Source organism: Kitasatospora sp. NPDC043950 (genome assembly GCF_056435345.1).
The window spans coordinates 51,477-72,174 of record NZ_JBWKER010000014.1 but is presented as its reverse complement, the minus strand read 5'-3'; the positions used below and the strand labels follow the sequence as shown (position 1 = coordinate 72,174).

The 20,698-nt window shown below is 74.3% G+C and carries 16 protein-coding genes; 5 read left to right on the top strand and 11 right to left on the bottom strand.

The annotated features are described in order from the left end of the window. Positions 1-43: 43 nt before the first annotated feature. The 3 genes from AC07BF_RS12440 to AC07BF_RS12430 form a co-directional block, all read right to left on the bottom strand. Positions 44-499 (bottom strand): archease, encoded by a 456-nt coding sequence (locus AC07BF_RS12440; protein ID WP_363585566.1) that lies wholly within the window; start codon positions 497-499, stop codon positions 44-46. A 100-nt stretch (positions 500-599) separates the two neighbouring features. Beyond that, positions 600-1,904 carry a styrene monooxygenase/indole monooxygenase family protein gene (locus tag AC07BF_RS12435; protein WP_478333335.1) on the bottom strand — a complete coding sequence of 435 codons (1,305 nt, stop codon included), beginning with the start codon at positions 1,902-1,904 and terminating at the stop codon, positions 600-602. Positions 1,905-2,009: 105 nt separating this feature from the next. Continuing rightward, positions 2,010-2,762 carry a thioesterase II family protein gene (locus AC07BF_RS12430; RefSeq protein WP_350881847.1) on the bottom strand — a complete coding sequence of 251 codons (753 nt, stop codon included), beginning with the start codon at positions 2,760-2,762 and terminating at the stop codon, positions 2,010-2,012. 229 nt (positions 2,763-2,991) lie between these two features. On the opposite strand from AC07BF_RS12430, the gene AC07BF_RS12425 reads away from it, so the two are divergent. Further along, on the top strand, positions 2,992-3,942 hold the full coding sequence (locus tag AC07BF_RS12425) for an SDR family NAD(P)-dependent oxidoreductase (RefSeq protein WP_363585568.1): 951 nt from the start codon (positions 2,992-2,994) through the stop codon (positions 3,940-3,942). Between the two features lie 76 nt (positions 3,943-4,018). Here the strand turns inward: AC07BF_RS12425 and AC07BF_RS12420 are convergent, their stop codons facing one another. Further along, a complete protein-coding gene (locus AC07BF_RS12420) occupies positions 4,019-4,681 on the bottom strand; it encodes an AAA family ATPase (RefSeq protein WP_363585569.1) in 663 nt (220 codons plus the stop codon). Between the two features lie 175 nt (positions 4,682-4,856). On the opposite strand from AC07BF_RS12420, the gene AC07BF_RS12415 reads away from it, so the two are divergent. After that, positions 4,857-6,398 (top strand): AMP-binding protein, encoded by a 1,542-nt coding sequence (locus tag AC07BF_RS12415; protein ID WP_363585570.1) that lies wholly within the window; start codon positions 4,857-4,859, stop codon positions 6,396-6,398. Between the two features lie 151 nt (positions 6,399-6,549). Further along, positions 6,550-6,729 (top strand): hypothetical protein, encoded by a 180-nt coding sequence (locus AC07BF_RS12410; protein WP_363621809.1) that lies wholly within the window; start codon positions 6,550-6,552, stop codon positions 6,727-6,729. 46 nt (positions 6,730-6,775) lie between these two features. Here the strand turns inward: AC07BF_RS12410 and AC07BF_RS12405 are convergent, their stop codons facing one another. From AC07BF_RS12405 to AC07BF_RS12395, 3 genes are all read right to left on the bottom strand, one after another. Further along, a complete protein-coding gene (locus AC07BF_RS12405) occupies positions 6,776-7,765 on the bottom strand; it encodes an ABC transporter ATP-binding protein (protein WP_363621811.1) in 990 nt (329 codons plus the stop codon). Positions 7,766-7,907: 142 nt separating this feature from the next. After that, positions 7,908-10,712, bottom strand: a complete 2,805-nt coding sequence (locus tag AC07BF_RS12400) for a hypothetical protein (RefSeq protein WP_400810193.1) — start codon at positions 10,710-10,712, stop codon at positions 7,908-7,910. After that, positions 10,709-14,056: an ABC transporter permease gene (locus AC07BF_RS12395; protein ID WP_478333334.1), complete on the bottom strand. Its 3,348-nt coding sequence runs from the start codon at positions 14,054-14,056 to the stop codon at positions 10,709-10,711. The genes AC07BF_RS12400 and AC07BF_RS12395 overlap by 4 nt, the downstream gene beginning before the upstream one ends. Positions 14,057-14,450: 394 nt before the next feature. Between AC07BF_RS12395 and AC07BF_RS12390 the strand changes: the two genes are divergently transcribed. Then, positions 14,451-15,176, top strand: a complete 726-nt coding sequence (locus tag AC07BF_RS12390; protein WP_363585575.1) for an ABC transporter ATP-binding protein — start codon at positions 14,451-14,453, stop codon at positions 15,174-15,176. Between the two features lie 120 nt (positions 15,177-15,296). On the opposite strand, the gene AC07BF_RS12385 is transcribed toward AC07BF_RS12390, so the two are convergent. From AC07BF_RS12385 to AC07BF_RS12370, 4 genes are all read right to left on the bottom strand, one after another. Continuing rightward, positions 15,297-15,572: a hypothetical protein gene (locus AC07BF_RS12385; protein ID WP_478333333.1), complete on the bottom strand. Its 276-nt coding sequence runs from the start codon at positions 15,570-15,572 to the stop codon at positions 15,297-15,299. 57 nt (positions 15,573-15,629) lie between these two features. Continuing rightward, a complete protein-coding gene (locus AC07BF_RS12380; RefSeq protein ID WP_478333332.1) occupies positions 15,630-17,252 on the bottom strand; it encodes an FAD-binding oxidoreductase in 1,623 nt (540 codons plus the stop codon). A gap of 500 nt (positions 17,253-17,752) precedes the next feature. Then, positions 17,753-19,372 (bottom strand): alpha/beta hydrolase, encoded by a 1,620-nt coding sequence (locus tag AC07BF_RS12375; protein WP_363585578.1) that lies wholly within the window; start codon positions 19,370-19,372, stop codon positions 17,753-17,755. 302 nt (positions 19,373-19,674) lie between these two features. Next, positions 19,675-19,914, bottom strand: coding sequence for a hypothetical protein (locus AC07BF_RS12370; RefSeq protein ID WP_478333351.1), 240 nt, complete (start codon positions 19,912-19,914; stop codon positions 19,675-19,677). A 142-nt stretch (positions 19,915-20,056) separates the two neighbouring features. On the opposite strand from AC07BF_RS12370, the gene AC07BF_RS12365 reads away from it, so the two are divergent. After that, a complete protein-coding gene (locus AC07BF_RS12365; protein ID WP_363373080.1) occupies positions 20,057-20,578 on the top strand; it encodes a MarR family winged helix-turn-helix transcriptional regulator in 522 nt (173 codons plus the stop codon). Positions 20,579-20,698: the final 120 nt, after the last annotated feature.

Sequence of the window (20,698 nt, the reverse complement as noted above, 5' to 3'; positions counted from 1 at the left end):
TTCCGTGCCCGGCCCGTCCCGCTCGGTGTCGCCCCCGGCCCGCTCAGACGTCCACCGTCACCCGGCAGGTCCAGCCGTCCGGGCCGGCACGCAGGTCCAGGTCGTGCAGCGAGACCGCCTTCGGCACGGCGCCGACCAGGGCCGCGGTGGCGGCGTCCGCCATCCGGAAGCGGACCTCGACCGTCCGGGCGCCGTCCAGACCGCGGATCGGGCCGAGCGCCAGCCCGGCGGGGAGTTCGCCGTCGGCGTCCATCCGGTAAACGACCTCCTCCAGGACGCCCGCGAGCAGGTCCGCGTCGCTCGCCGCGAGGACGGTGCAGCCGCGCTCGCCGACGATCCGCGCGGCGGAGAGGTCCGCGAAGCCGCCCACGACGGCGTGCACCAGCTCGCCGATGCAGCCCTCGGCCGTCGGCGCCCAGGCCTCCACCCGCAGGTCCGCCGTGTGCGGCACGGTCCGGTGGCCGCTGCCGGCACGCCCCGCGGGTCCGCGACCGTCCACGAGCGACGCCTCCCGCCCCCGTTGACGTTCCCCCTCCAGCCTCGTCCCGTGGGGCACCCGGAGGCAACCGCGGAGGCTCCCGGGGCGGGTCGGACACGACCTAGTCGCGGACCGAGGCGAGGTAGGCGGCGGTCAGGTCGGGGGTGGCCAGCCAGGCGGCGTGGTCACTCGGCTCCGCGTAGGTGTTGGCGAGCCGGCGGGCGACCGGCTCGTGCTCGGCGGCGGCCGCGAACACACCCCGCACGTGGTCCGGCACGGTGAGCATCGCGGCGGTGAACTCGACCGCGTGCCGGGCGTGTTGCCGCCAGAAGCGCTCTGCGGTGCGGCACATCCAGTCCGCGGTGTAGGGGGCCTCGCCGTGCTCGACGATCGCCCGCAGGTACGCCTGCGCCGCCCGCGCGGCACTGTTGGCGCCCTGGCCGGCGATCGGGTCGTTCACCACCACCGCGTCGCCGAGGCCGAGCACGTGGACGGCGTCGACGCCGGTGCCCAGCTCCGCCACCGGCCGCCGCACCACCGGGGTGACGGCGCCGGACAGTCCGGCCCCGGCATCGGTCGGCTCGGCGTCCGCCCACAGCTCCGCCTCCCACGGCAGGTACTCGCGCAACAGGGCTCGGATCCGGGCGAGTTGGGCGTCGGGCGCCGGGGCGTCGCGGAACGCGTCCAGCGGCCCGCCGGGCAGCGCCTCCCACAACAGGATCGCGCACGGGCCGGAGAGGGTCAGGGCCGGTTGCAGGTACAGCTCGCCCAGGCCGGGCAGCGCGTGCATCCGCGCCCGCGGCTCGGTGGCCGGATCCGGCGAGCCCACCCCGTGGACGTACAGGCAGGACAGCGCCCGCTGCGGCCGGTCGAACGGCGAGCGGGCGGCGTCGCGTTCGAAGACCCCGGCCAGTTCGCCGCGCCCGGCCGCGACCACCGTCAGCTCGTGCCGGCGGGCGAGCTCGCACAGGCCGTCCCGGTCCAGCGAGCGGTACTCGACCCGGCCGCCGCGCTCTTCCAGCATTTCCAGCCAGCGCGCCAGTTTCAGCCGCTGGTCCACCGACTGGGCGGGCTCGTCGAGCGTCATGGTGAACTCCAGCGCCCGCACCCCGGGCGGCACGGCGAGCACCGACCGGACGGCGCGGACCGCCGGCGCCTCCCCCGCCCACAGGTCGAGCCCGGCCGCCGCCTCGGTCCGCAGCGCCGGTCCGAACATCGCCTGGGTGGACAGCACCCGCCCGCCGCACACCTGCTCGGGGGTGCGCTCGGCGACCAGCGTCACCTGGTAGCCGGCCGCCACCAGCCCCAGCGCGAGTTGCAGGCCGGCCTGGCCCGCTCCGACGACGGCGATCCGGCGCATGGCGGCCTCCAGGGTGGGTGGTCTCGGCTGACGGCGCCGCCGGCGGCCCGGCTGACGGCCCGTCACGCAGGCACAGTAGCCGAGCCGCCGGGGCGCGTCACCGGGGCCGGGCGCGCCCGGCCGCTCGGTCCGGGGCTCCACCAGCGCCGGCCACGCCCCGGCGCGGCCGGCTCAGCCGCGCAGGTGCGCGGTGAGCACCTCGACCACGGCCGCGGTCTGGTCCGCCACGTAGAAGTGCCCGCCGGGGAAGACCCGCAGGTCGAAACCGCCGGTGGTGTGCCGGTCCCACTGGGCGGCCTGGTCGACGGTGGCGTTCTGGTCGGTCTCCCCCACCAGCGCGGTGATCGGCTGCGGCACGGTCGCCTCCGGCGCGCAGCGGTACGTCTCGATGGCGGTGTAGTCGGCCCGCAGCGCCGGCAGGATCAGCTCGCGCAGCGCCGGGATGGTGAGGATCCGCTCGTCCGTCCCGCCGAGGCGCACGATCGTGTCGAGCAGCCCGTCGTCCGGCAGCCGGTAGACGGCGGTCTCCCGGGGCAGCGAGGGCGCGCGGCCCGCCGAGACGAACAGCCGCTCGGGCCCCGGGAGGCCGTCGCGGGCGAAGCAGCGGGCGGTCTCGAAGGCGACGGCCGCGCCCATGCTGTGCCCGAAGAAGGTCAGCGGCCGGTCCGTCCACTCGCGCAGCTCCCGGTAGAGCTGCTCGGCGAGCTCCAGCACCGAGTCGATCGCCGGTTCGGCGAAGCGGTTCTGACGGCCCGGGTACTGGACGGTGAGCACGTCGGCGTAGGGCGCGAGCGCGTTGGCGTACTCCATGTAGTAGCTGGCGGAGCCGCCCGCGTGGGGGAAGATCACGATCCGGGCGGGGGCGGAGTCGGACGGACTGAAGCGGCGGAACCACGGGTTGTCGACGGCGGCACTGCTGGACATGCGGATGCGGACCTCTCTCCGTGACGAACTCTGCTGACCCCAGTCTCGCAGGGCCCCACCCGACGCGGGCCCGAAACCCGGCGGTTCGACGATCTTGAGGCCCGACGGCGGTGACGGCGATCTGTCAGCGATCTGCCGGTCAGGCCTGTGATCGTGGGGCTGCCGGCGGGGCCGCGGTCTCGAATCGCGGGTGTCCCGGCGGCCCCGAATTCGCCAGGAGGTCATCAGCATGTCGTCCACAACCCGCAGCCGGCCGTGGGACGTTCACCGGCCGCCGGCCGCCGCCGGGAGGAGCGTCCTGGTCACCGGGGGCAACGCCGGTATCGGCTACTTCGTCGCCGAGCAGCTCGCCGGGACCGGCGCCACGGTCGTGCTCGGCAGCCGGGACGCCGGTCGGGCCGGGGCCGCCATGGCGTCGATCCGCTCCCGCGTCCCCGGCGCCGTGGTGCGCCACCTCCCGCTGGACCTCGCCGACCTGCCCTCCCTGCGGGCCGCCGTGGACGGGCTCGCCCTCGACCACCTCGACGCGGTCGTCCACAACGCCGGGGTCGCGCTGGACGATCCGCCACGCCGGGAGACCGGGGCCGGGCACGAGCTGATGTTCGCGACCAACCACCTCGGGCACGTCGCGCTCACCCGCTGGCTGGCCCCCCTGCTCGCGGCCGCACCGGCGGGCCGCATCGTGACGGTCGGCAGCTTCGCGGCCCGCTCGGAGCGACTGGACCTCGACGACCTCCAGTCGGCCGTGGACTACCGGCCCAAACGCGCCTACGGCCGTTCGAAACTGGCGCAGATGACCTTCGGCCTCGAACTCGACCGACGCCTCCGCGCCGCCGGCAGCACCGTGCTCAGCCTGCTGGCGCACCCCGGCGGCGCACTCGACTCGCTCACCCCGCCCCGCCCGCCGGTCCACACCCGGACCGTCGGCGAAGGGCTGCGCGGCCTGCCGGCCGGGCTCCTCCTCCAGGGCAAGGACCACGGCGCGTGGCCGATCGTCCGGGCCGTCCTCGACCCGCAGGCGCAGGGCGGCCAGCTCTGGGGCCCCCGCGTCTTCGGCCTGCGCGGCGCCCCCCGCCTCGAACCCGCCCAGCCCCACCTGACCGACCGCGCCGTCGCCGACCGCCTCTGGGACGCCACCTGCCGACTCGCCGCCGTGGACCCCCACCTCGGCCTCCTCTGACCACCGCTCCGGCCAGGGGACTTCACCGCTCCCGGCGGCTCAGGCACTGTTCCCGGTCACCGCCTCCGCCGGGGCCTCACCGGGCCGGGCCGAAGTGGACGGCTGTGGCGCGGGAGCGGGAGGCGGTGTCGAGGAGCAGGACGGACGCCGCTTCCGGGGCCGGGGTCGGCGCGCCGGAGCGCGTGTGGCGGGTGAAGGCGGCGAGCAGTTGGTCCAGGCCCCGGCGGTGGCGGGCGAAGACCCGGGCGGAGGCGTGGCGGCCCCGGGCGCGCTGGCCGTCCAGCGCGGTGGCGGCACCGACGTCGAGCAGCACCAGGTGCAGTTGCCGGCCCTGCCGGGCGGCCTCGCGGGCGAGCCAGCGGCGCATCCAGGCGCGGCTGCCGCAGTCGTGCACCAGCAGTGGCCCGCCGCGCCGCACGGAGGCGCGCAGCAACCGGACGTGCTCCAGTCGGGCCCAGGGCCGGTAGACCGCGTACGGCAGGCGCGCGGGCATGACCGCCTCGCAGGCCTCGTGGACGGCGCGCGGGTCGACGGTCGGCACCGCCCCCGCCCCGGACCAGCGCCGCAGCAGCGTGCTCTTGCCCGCGCCCGGCAGGCCCGACACGACCACGACGGCATCGGGCGGGTAGCCCACGGTGAACGCCGCCCCCGCGACGCCCCGCAGGTCGAGGACGCCGTGCGGGCGCTCCTCGGCCCCCTGCCCGCCCGGCGCCTCGGCCGTGCCCGTGCTGGTGCCCACGTGTCCCCCGTCCCTGTCCGACGGGGAACCCTAACAACTCCCGGCCGCGGGTACGGCACTCCGGTCCGGTCACGGCAGGACGCCCCGGCAGCGGCCCCTGCACCCGGGATCCCCGGCACCACTCCACCACCGCGCCCGCCCTAAGCTGACGTCCCATCAGACAGGAGGCCGCAGCATGGCGGAGTCGGGGCCGACGTACACCGGGCTGGTGTTGGCGGGGCTGGAGCGGGATCCGGGGCGGGTGGCGATCCGCTGGGGGGAGGAGGCGCTGACCGCCCGGGAGTGCCTGGACGGGGTGTACCGGACGGCGCGGGCGCTGGCGGGTGCCGGGCTCGGGCGCGGGGACGGGGTGACGGTGCTGGCCGGGAACCGGCCGGAGGCGGTGCTGGTGCGGTTGGCCGCGAACCTGCTGGGGTGCCGGGTCGCGATGCCGCATCCGGACGGCCCGGTCGGGGAGTCGGTGGCGCTGGCCGGGTTCGCCGGGACGTCGGCGCTGGTCTTCGATCCGGCCCGCTGCCGGGCCGCCGCCGCGGGGATCGCGCGGGCGCTGCCCTCGGCGGGCCTGTTCGCGCTGGGGCCGTCGGCGCTCGGGGTGGACCTGTCGGCGTCGGCCGCGTCCTGCTCGCCGGAGCCGCTGGCCCCGCGGTTCCGCCCGCAGGACGTGATGGCGGTGCGGTTCACCGGCGGGACGACGGGCCGGCCGAAGGGTGTGCTGCGCCGGTTCGCCCGGCCGCCGCGACCGGCGCTCCTGTCCGGTTCGACGTTCCTGCTCTGTACGGAGCTGTGCCACGGCGGCGGTACGACGGCGGATCTGGCGCTGGCGGCGGGCGGCACGGTGGTGTTGCAGGAGGCCTTCGCCGCCGAGGCGGTGCTGGCGGCGATCGAGCGGTTCCGGGTCTCCCGGGTGTACCTGCCGCCGCACCTGCTCTACCACGTGCTGGACCATCCGCAGCTGCGCGCGACCGACACCGGCAGCCTGCGCCGCGTCACGTACACCGGCTGTCCGCCGTCGCCGCGCCGGTTGGCGGAGGCGACGCGGCGGTTGGGCCGGGTGCTGCACCAGACGTACAGCCTGACGGAGTGCGGGCCGGTGACGAGGCTGGGCCCGGACGAGCACCTGGACCCGCGGCTGCTGGCGACGGCCGGGCGTCCGTTCCCGGACACCGAGGTGCGGATCGTGGACGAGGAGGGGACGGTGCTGCCGACGGGCCGGACCGGGGAGATCTGCGTCCGCACCCCGACGGCGATGGTCGGCTACTGGCGCGACCCCGAACTGACCGCCCGGGTGCTGCGGGACGGCTGGCTGCACACCGGCGATCTGGGCAGCCTGGACGCGGCCGGCTATCTGACGGTGGCCGGGCGCCGCCCGATGGCGATCGTGGACGGGCACAACGTCTTCCCCCGGGACGTCGAGGAGCCGCTGCGCGCGCACCCGGAGGTGCGGGAGGCGGTGATGTTCGCGACGGCCGGCCCGGACCGGCTGGAACGGGTGCACGCGGCCGTGGTCACCGGGCCGGGATCGCGGGCGACGGCGGAGGAACTGCGCCGCTGGGCCCGGGAGCGGGTCGGGCCGCGGTGCGCGCCGGACTCCGTCCTGGTGCTGCCGGGGATCCCGCTGACCGGGGCGGGGAAGCCGGACCTCGACGCGCTGCGGGCGTTGGCCACGTCCTCGGAGGGCCGGACCGTCACCCCTACAGGGGCGCGCGAGGGAGTGTGACGCGCCCTGCTGATGCTTCGAGCGCCCGCGCGGGCGACCTCTCGCGCGGCGGACGACGGGAAGAACCGCCTGTGGACACTCGACCGTGCGGACCGAACTGCCGATACAACCCCGGCGGCGTTCCTCCGCACCGTCCCCAGGAGGCACTTCCTTGACCTGGCTACGCGTCCTGACCGCACTCGGAATCCTCGCCGTCGCGGCCAGTGCAGTGCTCGTCTTCGCCCTCTGCACCGCCACCGCCCGGGGCGAGCGCGCCGGTGAGGACGCACCCGACCTGCGCGCGGACGCCGAAGGCAGCGGGCTCTTCCAGCGGATGGGCGGCGACAGCTGACGGACCCGACGGCCGCCGCCCACCCGCTTCCTCGGTGCCCGGCGCCTCAGTGCCCGGCGATGTCGTCCGGACGGACCTCGATGTGGTCGGCCGCGAGGTCGACCGCCACCCGGTGCTCCATCCCGAGCGCCTCCAGGAACTTGACCGGCAGCTGCACCCGGCCGGTGCGGTCCAGCATCACGTACTCGCGCTCGTTGACCGACTCCTCGCCGTGCTCGTCCGTGACGGTGCGGCGCAGCACCTCGCTGCTGGTCCGGCCGTCCCGGATGGCGACCGTGCGGCGCACCTCGCCCGCGACCATCGGGTCGTGGGTGACGATGACGACGGTGGCGCCGAGTTCGCGGTTGACGGTGCGGAAGGACTCGAAGATCACCCCCGCGGTTTCGGAGTCCAGTTCGCCGGTGGGCTCGTCGGCGAGCAGCACCGGCGGGTTGTTGGCCATCGCCACCGCGATCGCGACCCGCTGCTGCTGGCCGCCGGAGAGCTCGTTGGGGCGGCGGTGGGCGAGGTCGCCGATCTCCAGCGCCTCCAGCAGCTCGGCCACCCGGTCGGCCTGCTGCTTGGCCCGCCCGGCCCCGGCCCGGCGCCCGCGCAGTTGCATCGGAAGGGCGATGTTCTCGGCGGCGGTGAGGAAGGGCAGCAGGTTGCGGGCGGTCTGCTGCCAGATGAAGCCGACCACCTCGCGCCGGTAGCGCAGCCGCTCCCGGGCGGACATCTCCAGCAGGTCGCAGCCGGCGACGGTGGCGCTTCCGGCGGTCGGCACGTCGAGCCCGGCCAGGATGGTCAGCAGGGTCGACTTGCCGCTGCCGGAGGCACCGACCAGGGCGACCAGGTCGCCCTGCTGGATGGTCAGCTCCAAGCCCTGCAACGCCTGGACCTCGACGCCCTCGGCGCTGAAGATCCGCACCAGCCGGTCGCAGACGATGGCCGCGCCCTCGCCGTACGCCTTGGGCGAGGCGGCGGCGAGGGCCCGCTGCCGGAGCTCCTGCAAGCTGGGGGCCTCGGCGACCGGCTGCTCCTGGGGAGTGCTCTTCACCGCTCGTCTCCTGTCTTGACTGTCCTAGAGGTCCTGGCGGTCCTGAAGGTCCTGACGGTCCTGAAAATCTCGACGACCTTGACGGTCCCCACGGTCCCGGCGGCCGGCGCCGGTGTCACGGCCCGTACCGCTCCTCCCGCCCTCACCGCTGGTCCCCCGCCCGCAGTTCGGTGGCGATCTGGCGCCGGCCGGAGACGGCCGTCTCCAGGACCACCCCGAGGCAGACCACCAGCGCCAGGCCCGCCGTGGGCAGCAGCACCGGCAGCAGGACGGGGGTCAGCACGTCGCCGACGTTGGCGCCGACCAGCGCCGACAGGTCGAAGGCCGACCCGAGCAGTCCGACCGCCGCCAGCGCGACCAGCCCGCCGCCGACGGCCGCCACCAGGGCCTGCGGCAGCGTCTCGGTGATGATCAGCGCCAGCCCCTGCCGGGGCCGCAGGCCCATGGTGCGCAGTCGGGCCAGCAGGGCCGTGCGCTCGGGGGCGGCCCGGACCAGTGTCAGCAGGACGGCCAGCAGGGCGAACCCGGCGCCGGCGGCACCCGAGTACCAGAACAGGCGTTCCGCGGAGCGCTGCAGCGGGTCGGCGGCGAGCGTGGCGGCCACCTCGTGGCTGCTGCGGACCGTGTACCCGGGGGGCAGCCCGTAGCTGCCCTTGCCGGCGGCCACGGCCTCGTCCCGGATCAGCTTGGCGAGGCCCGTGGCGGTGGTCAGGCCCCGGTCCAGGAGCAGGTTCCTGACCTGGCCGGCGTCGACGTTGCCGGCGGAGAGCCACTTGTTCGTCCGCTTGAGCTCCGGAAGGCGCTCGGAGGCGGGCCCGACAGGCACCACCATGAACGGCTTGCCGGGGTCCGGCAGGGCGGGGGTGCCGGTGACGATCCCGGCGACGGTGGTGCGCAGTTGGCCCCCGTTGGGCGTGCGCAGCCGGGGCGGGCCGCCGGCCAGTTGCTTGGACAGGCCGCTGCTGAACAGTGCCGGCACCGGGGTGTCCGGGCCGCCGGGGGTGCCGGCGAGCACCGCCGGGTCGAACTCGCCCACCCCGAAGGTCCGGGCGATCTCGGCGTAGGCCTTCGGCTCGGCCACCACGAGGATGGCCGAGGTGGAGTCGCCGTCGGCGCCGGTGAAGAAGGCCCCGGGCTCGACCCACACGCCGGTCGCGGCCCGTACGCCGGGCAGTTCGGCGGCGGCCGTGGTGAACGCCTCCGGCAGGGTCGCGTAGACCGGCAGGGTGACGGAGACGTCACCGCCGGTGGCGATCCGGCCGGCGCGCAGCCGGACGCTGTCCACGGTGTCGAGCACGGTGGCGCCGAAGCCGGTCGTGGTGACGGCGATCACCAGGGCGAGCAGCGGCAGCGCGGAGGGCCGGCGGCGGCCCGAGCTGTCGCGGGCGGCGCGGGCCAGGCCGAGGAAGCCGATCAGGCCGCGGCCACGCCCGGCGAGGGCGGCCAGCCAGCCGACCACCAGCGGCTGGATCCGGGCCAGCAGCAGGCCGCCGGTGAGGGCGAGCATCAGCGGGGCGGCCACCAGCAGCGGGTCCAGGCCGTTGCCGGGGGCGACGCCGCGGCGGCGGACCTCGGCCACGGCCGCGGCGGTGACGGCCAGGACGGCGAGTTCGCCGACGAGTCGGCGCCAGCCGGCCACGGCCTTCGGCGGGGACAGCAGTACGGCGGCGCGCGCCGGGAAGGCCAGCACGGCGATCAGGGTGACCGCCAGGGCGGTGAGCAGGGCGTTGCCCCACCGGGGGGTGGGCAGCAGCACCAGGGCGAGGGCCGTTCCGAGCAGGGCGGAGGGCAGCACGGTCGCCGCGCCCTCGCCGAGCAGGCGCAGCAGGATGCCGCCGCGCGAGCCGCCGCGGGCCTGGAGCAGCCGGAGTTCGGCGGTGCGCCGGTCGGCGGTGAGGGCCGCCGCGAGACACAGCACCACGACGGCCACCCCCGCCACTCCGGCCGGTCCGATCGCGGCCAGCGGGGCCGCGGCGTCGTAGCGGGCGGTGGCCCGGGTGAAGACGTCGGGCAGGAGCGAGGTGACGTGCAGGTCCGGGCGCTTGGTCACGTCGGCGAGGGTGGTGGCGCCGCGCCCGACCAGGTAGGAGCCGACGGTGGCGCGGGTCTCGGCCAGCTGGTCGGCGCGCAGGGCGCCGGAGTCGACGGGCAGCCGCCAGAAGTTCACGCCGCCGTTGCCCCAGAGGATCAGCTGGTGCAGGCCGCTGTCGCCGACGAAACCGGTGGTCGCCCAGTGGAGCTCCGTGCCCTGGCCCTCCAGGCAGGCGCGGGCGGGACAGCCGATGTCGTCCCAGGTCGGGTCGGTGGGGTTGTTGACGCGGTAGAAGCCGACCACGGTGGACCGGGTCCGGCCGGTCAGGTCGCTGCCGTTGTCGACGACGTCACCGAGCTTGACGCCGATGGTCTCGGCGGCCTTCTGGCTGACGATCATCGGCAGGGGTGCGCCCTCGGCCGCGGGGCCCGGCCAGACGCCGTCGGTGAGGGTCACGAGCTCCTTGAGCCCGTGCAGGTACAGCAGGCCGAGCACCGGCGGATGGTCGGAGAGACGGGCGTAGCCCTCGTTGAACATCTTGCGCGGGGACTTGGCCCGGCTGCCGTAGAGCTGGCTGGTCTCGGTGAGCGGCAGGTTCCGGCCGATCTCCGCGGTCAGCTTCTGCTGCACGTCGTCGAGAGCGGAGGTCGGGTCGCTCAGGTTCGGCTCGGAGGTGGCTTGCAGGCTGGTCGCGTTGACGCCCTTCTGGTGCACGAAGTCCCGCAGGGCGCTGTCCGCGCCCCGGTCGACGACGCGCGGGAAGGCCGCCGCCATGAACACGGTGACGAAGGCGAGCGCCGCCATGAGCAGGGTGGCCAGCGGCGTCGCGCGCAGCCGGGTGCGGACCCAGGGCGCGGGGCCGTGGGCGGGCGCGGGCGAAGGGGTGGGCACGGTGGTGCCGGCCTTGGTGGTCACATCTCCTCCACGTGGCGCAGCCGGGCGGCCACGTCTCGACGGCGGCGTCCGATCAGGAAGGCCGACAACAGGGGAACGACGGCGATCGCGGCCGTGAGCAGTAGCGCCTGGCCGAGCGGCAGCTCGATCAGCGCCCCGGGCGTCGGGCGGCGGGCGGCCGGCGTCAGCACGACGAACGGCACGATCAGGTGGACGAGCAGCGTGCCGAGGGCCAGTCCGACGGCCCCGCCGAGGGCGACCAGGAGGGCCTGTTCGGCGGCCATGGTGCGGGTCACCTGCTTGCGGCGGGCGCCCAGCGCGAGCAGCAGGGCGGAGTCCCGGGAGCGTTCGCGGGCGGAGGCGGCCACGGCGGCGCCGAAGCCGATCGCGGCGAGCACCCCGGTGACGACCGCGATGACCATGAGCGCGCTCTGCGGAGCGGCGCCGACCGGGTCGCTGAGCAGGTCCTCGACGGCCTCCTCGTAGAGCTGGACGTCCTGGGCGCCGGGGGCGGCGCGCAGTGCGGCGGCGGCCTCGGCGGGGGTCCAGTCGCCGGGGCCGGTGGCGGGCAGCCACCACTCGGCGCGGTTGGGCAGTTCGCCGCCCTGTGCGGCCAGCAGCCGGGCCGTGGTGGAGAGGTCGACCATGAGCGCGTTGAGGCCGGCCGCCGGCAGGGCGTCGACCACGGCGGTGATCTTGACCGGCAGGACGATCCCGGAGAACGGCACCTGGACGGTGTCGCCGACGGAGCCGCCGACGACCTTCAGGTAGTCGCGGGTGACGATGCCGGACACGGTGGCCGGCACGCTCGTCCCGGTCGGCTGGAGGACGGCGCGGACCATGTCCCCGAGGCCGTTGGCGAAGCGGTAGCGGATGGTGAACAAGCGGTCGGCGCCGGTCGGTTCGGATCCGAGGACGGCGGCCGGCCCGGGCACCACGTCGCCGATGGCCCGGACGGGGGGCGCCGTCGCCGTCCAGCCGAAGCCGGCCGGCACCTGGACGGCGGTCGCGGGGCCGTCGGCGCTGTCGGAGACGGACAGCCGGTGGACGGTCAGCTCCCCGTTGGACCGGTCGCCGAAGGCGACGATCACGCCGACCACGGTCAACGGCGCGGCGGCCGAGCCGAGCGGGGCGTCGACCAGCGTGGTCAGCGAGGCCGAGACCTTGGCGTCGCCGGTCAGCGGGAGCGTGCCCAGCGAGACCTTGTGGATCATGCCGAAGCGGTCGCGCAGCAGCAACCTGGCCTCCGGGTGAAGCGACGGACCAGTCCTGCCGCCGGGCGTCCCGGCCTGCTGCTCCGGCTGCTGGACGGTGACCTCCGCGTCGATCCGCAGCGGGTGGCCGGGCAGTTCCAGGCCGGCCTGCGGCCCGGTGGGGGCGGGCTGGGCGAGCGACCCGAACAGGTCCTCGCGGGTGCGCCCGCCGAGCAGGTCGGAGCGGACCGGGACGCGCTCGGCGAAGGCGGCGGTGTCCACGGCGACCAGTTGCCCCTTGCCGTTGGGCAGGGACTGCTCCTCGCGCACCAACGGGACCAGCCGGTCGCCGCCGGGCAGCGCGCCGTAGCGGCCGCCCTGGCCCATCAGGGCGTTGTGCGAGGCGGAGATCCGCAGGCCGCCGAGCGTGTTGAAGGCGGCCTGGTCGCGCTGGGAGGCGGTCCAGGTGGCGTGCTGGCCGAGCGCCAGCACGCCGGTGGCCACGGCCATCACCAGCAGCAGCACGGGGCCGGTGGCACGGGCGGGCCGACGGGCCAGCTGCCAGCCGACCAGGGCCGGGCCGAGGCCACGGCCGCGGGCGGCCACCCGGGCACCGAGCCTGGCGGCGAGCGGCAGCAGGCGCAGCACCACCAGGGTGCCGGCGCAGAGCGCCAGGGTCGGGGTGGCGACCAGCAGCAGGTCCACGCCGAGCCGGCCGGAGGAGTCGGTGGACAGCCCGCCGCCGTACTGGCTGAGCTGCTGGTAGGCGAGCACGGCCAGGGCGAGCACGGCGAGGTCGCCGCCGTTGCGCGCGATGCCGGAGACCAGGGCCTGGCGGCGGCCGGAGCGGCTGCGCAGGGCGGCTCCGGCGCCGCGCAGGAGGCTGGGCAGGCTGGCCAGCAGGACGCAGGCGAAGGCGCAGAGCACGGCGATCGGCCAGAGCGACCAGCTGATGCCGGTGTCCAGGGGCACCTGGTGGTCGCTCCCGAAGCCGGCCAGGGCGCGGACCAGGAACGGAGTCAGCAGGGGGGCCAGCAGCGCGGCGGGCAGGGCGAGCAGCAGCGACTCCGTCGCGGTGAAGGCGCCGAGCCGGGCGCCGGAGGCGCCGCGGGCGGCGAGCAGCTCGTTCTCGGCCGTCTGCCGGGTCGCGATCAGGTTGACGACCAGCAGCAGCGCCGCGACGGCGAGCACGGCCAGCTGGAGGGCGCCGATCAGCAGGGTGGTCCGGGCGACCATCATGCTGGAGGACAACTCGCGCAGGATGTCTGGCAGTTCGGTCCGCGAGCTGATGCTGGCGCGGGTCTGCAGGTCGTCGGCGAGGCCCTGGGCGCGGTCGCCCATGGCCTCCGCCGCGGAGCGACCGATGCCCGCGAAGTCGGCGTCGAGCAGCCAGCTGCGGCTGCTCTGCACCAACCCGCCGGTGGTGAAGGCGCTCTGGTCGACCAGCATCGGGCCGTAGGTGGTGAAGCCGCTGACCTCGACCTCGTGGCCGCCGACCGGGTCGATGCGCCAGTACGCGTCGGTCGGGTCGACGGCCCGGTAGACGCCGGTGACGCGGACGGTCAGCGACTTGCCGCCGAGGCGGTCCGCCACCTGCACATCGGCGGGCAGGGCCTGGTCGGTGAGGCCGAGCCGCGCCAGCATGGTCTGCGGGACGGCGACCTGCGGGGCGGCGGCCTGGACCGGGCCGGAGGCCGCGGCGGGCCACGCGCCGGCGAGCAGGCGGGTCCGGTCGCGGTCGAGGTCGGCGAGGACCGTCAGGTCGGGCTGGGTCCCGGGTCCGGGGACCGCGGACCCGGGGGCGCCGCTGGTGCTGGTGGCGCCGCTGGTCCCGTTGGTACCGGTGGTGCCGGCACCGTCCGGCAGGCCGTAGGAGCGGCTGCGCAGCAGGCTGTCGGTGCGCACGGGCAGGTCCCCGAAGAGCCTGCCGCGGTAGGCGGCGAGCTCCGCCTCGTCCTTCGCACGCTGGTCGAGCCCGTGTTCGGCGGTCACCACGACCGTGGTCCGAGCATGTCCTGGCCCCTGGAGCGCCTGCCGCAGACCGGCCTCGCCGACACTGCGGTTGAACGCCACCAGCGCGGTCAGCACGGCCGTGGTGATCAGTACAGCGAGCAACACGGCGGCAGCCAGCGGCAGTCGCCCGCGCAGTCGGCGCACGACGAAGCCGAGCATCAAGTTCCTCCCCGGTCTTTACGTCCCCAGGTCGCGTCCCAGCCCCGTTCATCGATCCGATTCGGTCACAACTCGGCCACGAATGGACACACTTAGGGCACATCAACGCAATGATCACCGGCATTTGATCACCGGATAGCGGACGACTCTGTCAGATTCGATCCAGGAACGGAAGGGACTTGCGCTAACAAGTAAGTAATGAGCAAATTCCTTGCATTGGCAGCACCCGCACTTCGGGCGCCCGCCAGAATGCCATGAACATTTCATAACTCAGGCTCCACAGCACGCCTTTGGGAACGCCGACCCGCACCCCGGAAATCGCCGCCCGAAACCGTGAACCCGTGGCGCCACCCGTCCGTAGACACTGGGTAGACACACACAGGGGGAAGCCTCAATGACGCAGCCTCAGGCCACCGCCACCACCAACGCCCCGATGGTGGCCGTGACCGACCTCCGGCGCAGCTTCGGCACCGGCGAGCGGACCGTGCACGCGCTGCGCGGCGTCTCCTTCACCGTCGGCCGCGGCGAACTCGCCGCGCTCAAGGGCCGGTCCGGCTCCGGCAAGACCACCCTGCTCAACCTGGTCGGCGGCCTGGACGCCCCGACCGCCGGCAGCATCGCCCTGGACGGCACCGACCTCGCCGAACTGGACGAGGACGGCCGGCTCGCCCTGCGGCGGGAGCGGATCGGCTTCGTCTTCCAGTCCTTCGGGCTGATCCCGATGCTCACCGCCGCCGAGAACGTCGGCGTGCCAATGCGGCTGCGCAAGGTCTCGGCCGCCGAACGCGAGGAGCGCGCGCACACCCTGCTGGCCCTCGTCGGCCTCGCCGACCAGGCCAACCAGCGGCCCGGCGAGCTCTCCGGCGGCCAGCAGCAGCGCGTCGCCATCGCCCGCGCGCTGGCCAACGAGCCCGGCCTGATCATCGCCGACGAGCCGACCGGCCAGCTGGACTCGGAGACCGGCCGCTCGATCATGCAGCTGCTGCGCGCCGTCGTCCGCAGCGAGGGCGTCACCGTGGTGGTCGCCACCCACGACCCGACGCTGATGGAACTCGCCGACCGGGTGATCGAGCTGCGTGACGGGCGGATCGTCGAGGAGGCGGCGAAGCCGGCCGCGTAGGGGTGGCCCGGGGTGCGCCGGCCTGTCCGGGCCGTTCGGTCGGGCGGGCCTGTCCGGTCGGGCGGGCCCGCGCTCCCGGGCGCGGCCGGTGGTGGAACCGGCCGCGCTCCGCGAGCCCGTTCAGGGCGCCTTGAGCACCGCCTCGCAGGCTCGGCACCGCCGGGTGCGCTGGGACGGCGGGTACCACGGCTCGCCGGGCCCGGCCGGGCGGTAGGGCTCCCGTTCGAGGTCCGCCGTGTCGAGGCCGCAGAAGGTCACCGGCCCCGGATCCTCCGGCACGTCCGGATCCGTCGGCGCCGCGTGCACCCAGCGAATCCGCGCGCCCACGTCGACCTCGCCCGCGTCCAGCACCTCGGTGGACGGCTCCAGCTCGACCAGCACGACCACTCCGCTCATACCTCGACCCTGCGCCCCTACGGCGGCTCGCGCATCCGGTGGCGGGCCCCCTCCCGGTCAGGCCCCGGGGAGGGTGATCGACTGAGCGTGGTGGAACACCTCCGCGCCGTCCCAGTACGCCTTGGTGCGCTGCAGCCGCGGGTAGTTCCCCTTGTAGTAGAGCCGCTGGTAGGCCGGGTCCGACTGGTCGGCCGTGCCCAGGTCGACGTCCGGGTAGTTGACGTAGGCGCCGTCCGTCGCGGTGTCGATCTCCGGGACACCGCCGGTCTCCCGGTAGACGTCCCGGTAGAGCCCGCCGAGGTACGCCAGGTGGTCGGCGTCCTGGGCCTCGTCGGTCCAGTACGTCTGGTACTGGAGCTTCATGATCGAGTCGCGCTGGGGGACGGCGGTCTCCTCGGGCCCGCGGGTGTTGATCCGGCAGCCGTAGGAGTCGATCTGCACCAGCGTCTTCGTGAGGTCCACGCCCTCGACGTCCCGCACCAGCCAGTCCCAGAAGGTGGCGATCTGGGCCCGGCTGAACGGCTCGCGGTGGTAGGCCGACTTGTACTTGCCGCGCTGGTTGTCGCCCGACGGGTTGAGCGTCATGGTGGCCTGGAACCAGGGCAGTTGGCGACGCTTCTCCGGGTAGGGCAGGAACAGCCCGCCGGCGCTGTGGGTCTGGACCACCGAACGCGTCGCCATCCCGCGCTCGACGGCCGCCAGGAACGCGTCGAGCGGCCCCGGGTCGTCACCGTCCCACTGGCTCACCAGGACGACGTTCCCGTTGGAGCGGTGGGTGAGCTTGAGGATCGCGAACAGGCCCTGGTAGGTCGGCTCCCGCGGGCCGCTGTGCTCGGCCATGAAGGCGCCGAAGTTGCGCACCAGGGTCTCGAAGTCGCCGGGCCGCTCCACCAGTTCGCCCCAGGGCCAGGCGACGCTGCTGAGCCAGACCCGGGGCGGCGGCTTCGGCACGCCGACCGCGAAGTGGTAGCGCAGCACCACCCCGAAGTTCCCGCCGCCGCCCCCGGTGTGGGCCCAGAAGAGGTCCGCCTCCGGGGAGCCCTCGCCGTCGTCGCGGTGCGCCCTGGTCACCACAGCGGTGCCGCCCCGCACGGTGACCACGTCGACCTGGACCAGGTGGTCCACGGTGAGCCCGTGCCGCCGCGAGAGCAGGCCGAACCCGCCGCCGCAGATGTGCCCGCCCGCGCCGACCGAGTAGCAGGACCCGGCCGGCAGCGTCACCGCGTACGCGCGGAAGAGCGTGGTGTAGACGTCCCAGTTGGTGGCCCCGCCCTCCACGCAGTACGTCGGACGGCCGAACTTGTCCGTGGCGGCGACGACACCCCGCATCATGCTGAGGTCGAGGATGACGCCCCCGTCGTTGTCGACGAAGCCCTCGTAGCAGTGGCCGCCGCCGCGGACGGTCGGCCGCATCCCGTGGTCCAGCGCCCGGTTCAACTCGCCCACGGCGTCGGCCTCGTCGGCCACCAGGCGGATGTGGGCGGGGCTGCTGCGCCAGCGCTGGTTGAAGCCCTGGCCGAGCGTCCGGTAGCGGGGATCGCCCGGCCGGACCGACCGCCCCTCCGGCGGCTCCCGACGCGCCCCGGCGGCGGCCGCCGTGCCCGTCGAGCCGCCGGACACCCCGGCCGCCGCCGCACCGGCGGTGCCCAGGAATCCCCGTCGGGAGAATGCGCCCTCCATGGCCCGACCTCACTTTCTCGGCGATGAGAGAAGCTGGCGGCGGCACGCTAACACAGGTATTCGAGGGTGGGAATCCTTTAACGAACTAGTGTGACAGTACGTCATTTTGGACGAATCAGCGCAGGTCCCAGGCCGCTGCGGGCCCGGCGGCCGATTGAACTATCAGTGTCAGTGGTATCGGCTACGGTCCCCGACATCCGAGAAGAATCCGAGAAGAACTCGTTTCCGAGGAGGGCCGGATGGCGATCCACCGCCGCATTCACGCCGCATACCCGGTTCGCGCCGTCATCCGCTTTCGCACGGCCGTCCGCGTTCACGCCGTCCTCCGGGGGCTCGGCCGGAAAACGCGGATGTGGTGGCCGGCGCCGCCGACCACCACATCCGTTCACACGTACCTCAGGCCTCCGGGGGCCGCGCGGCCAGTCCTGCCGGGCGGGCCTTGCGGGCCGCGCGGGCCGGCACCGGCCGACCGCTCGGCCCCGTCAGGCCGCTCAGCCCCGTCAGGCCGCCGGGAAGATCGCCGCGTCCGGCTTCAGCAGTTGGCCCGGCTTCGGCGCGGTGCCGTCGACCAGGTAGCGGGTGACCAGCGCGTTCAGCGCCTGGCTGCGGCCGACGGCACAGTGCTCGATCGAGTCCACGCTGACCAGCACGGCGTTGCCCAGCTGCTGCTGCATCCGCTGGGCGAACTTGTACTGGGTGGCCGGGTCGTAGAGGTTGCCGATCACCATGACGGTGTTCGAGGTCTTCTTGTTCCACGGGCCGCTGAAGCGCTCGGCGTCCCGGGCCGGGGCCGGCCAGCTCGCGCAGGCGGGCGCGTCGAAGGCCTGGTAGCGGCCGAAGGTCGGCGACTCCTTCTCCCAGGCCTTGGCGACGTTCGGGAAGACCCGGTCGTTCGACGGGTACGGCTTGTCCTGGCAGTTGACGCCCATGTAGGAGTCGTCGGCGGTGTACTCGGAGTCGGCCGGGGCCTCGCGCAGCGCCCGCGGGGCGTTCACCGCGAGGATGTTGGCGTCGTCGTCCGAGACGGTCGCCTTCGGCGCCATCAGCGTGTTCGCGGCCGGCTTCTGGACCAGCTGGTACGTCGCCTGCAGCGACTTGGCCAGCGGCGCCAGCTTGGCCTGCGAGTACAGCGCGCTGGCCACCTCGCTGGTGAAGGTGCTCAGCGTCACCTGGGAGCCGTTCGGCAGGGTGACCGGGCTGGTCCGCAGGTGGTCGCGGAGCTGGTCGAACTTGGCCCGGGTGTCGCCCTCGCCGAAGGCGCAACGCGGGGCGCCGGCGGCCTGGCAGCGCTTCAGGAACTCGTCCAGGGCCAGCTCGAAGCCGCCCGCCCGCTGACGGTCGTACTCCAGGCCGTCGTGCAGGCGCAGGTTCGGGTCGACGTTGCCGTCGACGATGATCGTGCGCACCTTGTTCGGGTACATCCCGGCGTAGGTCGCGCCGATCAGGGTGCCGTAGGAGAACCCGGCGAAGTTGAGCTGGGAGTCGCCGACGGCGCGGCGCATCCGGTCGAGGTCGCGGACCACGTTGATGGTCGACATGTGCTCGATCAGCGGGCCGGCGTTCTTGCTGCACGCGTCGGTGTAGTCCTGGTCCGCGTCCAGCGTCTCGTTGATCTCGGCCTTGGTGACCGGCACGCCGACCATGCGGCCGTTGACCGCGTCGGCGTCCTCCTGGGTCTTGAAGCACTTGAGCGGGTTGCTCCGGGCCACGCCACGGGGGTCGAAACCGACCAGGTCGAAGCGCGACTGCACCTCGGTACCGAACCGGGTGGTGGTCGCCCACAGGTAGCCGCTACCACCCGGGCCGCCCGGGTTGAGGAACAGCGAGCCGATCCGCTTGGACGGGTCGCTCGCCCGCCGGCGCATCATGGCGATGCCGATCTTCTCACCCGACGGGTTGTCATAGTCCAGCGGAACCGGGTACACGGCACAGTCGTAGATACCTGGGTCCGGCTTGCTCGGGTCGGGGTTACACGGGGTCCAGTTGACAGCGGCGACCTTCGCCTCGGCCGCCGCACCCGGCGCCAGGTCTATCGGCGCTGCCGATGCCGCGACAGCACTACCGGTGACGAGGGCGAGGGCGCAGGTGACCGCTCCGGCCAGCGTGGATATACGGGACAAGGAACCTCCTCAGTACTGAAAGGGCGGCCCCAGCCTGTCAGTCTGAGATCTCCATGTGAAGACCTGGAAGCAGCGTAAATGTTTCGATGCCGTCCACTTTGCGACCGGATTATTCTGTGAATGAACCAACTTGACGGTTGATTGACCTGACTGCTCGTCACCACCGAGCCACCACCCCGGCCACCGCCGCATCCGGGCCGCCGGAGCGCCGCCCTACGGCATTTCATGCGGCGAGGCCGCCACACCCCGCCGGGGGTGCCTTTTCAAACTGCCTCCAAGCGACGGGAGTTCGAAGAAACGCCCTACCGTCCGGCCGCCCCGCGCAGCGCAGCCGCCACCAGCCCCTGGACCTCGTCCACGCGGACTTCCCCGCCGCCCACCAGCCGGTCGAAGACCAGTCCGTCGACGCAGGCCAGCAGGGTGGCGGTCCGCCCGTCGGGGTCGGGCACGCCCTGGTCGGCCAGGAAGGTGCGGACGGCGGCGCGCGCCGCGCCGCGTAGGACGTGTCCCGCCGTTCCCGCCGGGCGCGCGACGCCGGGAATGACGAGACTCGCCCTGGGCGCACCGCCCGGCCACCCTCGGCCCCGGAGGGGCCGGCGTCACCGCGGCCCGCACCGTCCGGGAACCCGGTCGGTGCGGGCCGTCGACTTGACCGGGAAACTGATGAGGCGCCATATTACTTTCATGACACAACGCCCCGACGCCGGCAGCGGCGCCCCCACTCTCGACCAGGCGCGCCGCCAGATCGCCCGCTACGGCCTCACGGCCGACCCGCAGGCGATCCTGGTCGCGGCCCGGCTGATGGCGGCGGGCGCCCGGATCGGCCAGGCCGGGGAGGTGCACTTCGCCCGGTTCGGGCTCTCCACCGGCCGCTACCGACTGCTGGCCGACCTGGAGGACCACGGCGGCGAGAAGTCGCCCTCCCAGCTCGCGGCCGGCCTCGGCGTCTCGCGGGCGACCGTGACCGGCCTGGTGGACGGCCTGGAGCGGGAGGGCCTGGTGGTCCGCCGTCCGTCCGCCGAGGACGGCCGCGCCAACGTGGTGGTCCTCACCGCACGCGGCGCGCAGCGGCTGCGCGATCTGGCGCCCGAGCACTTCGCCCGGATGCAGGCACTGGTCGGCGGGCTCTCGGTCGAGGAGCGCGCCACCTTCCTCGACCTCCTGGCCAGGGTGGTCGAGGGTGCCGACGCGCTGACCGCGGACTGACCCGGTCGAGAACGGCGGGCCGCGCAAGGCGGCCCGCCGGCTTCACGACCCAATAGTTAGGAACCTAAGCACTAATAGTTAGCCACCTAATCACTTCACCCCAACACCTCCGCAGGAGAA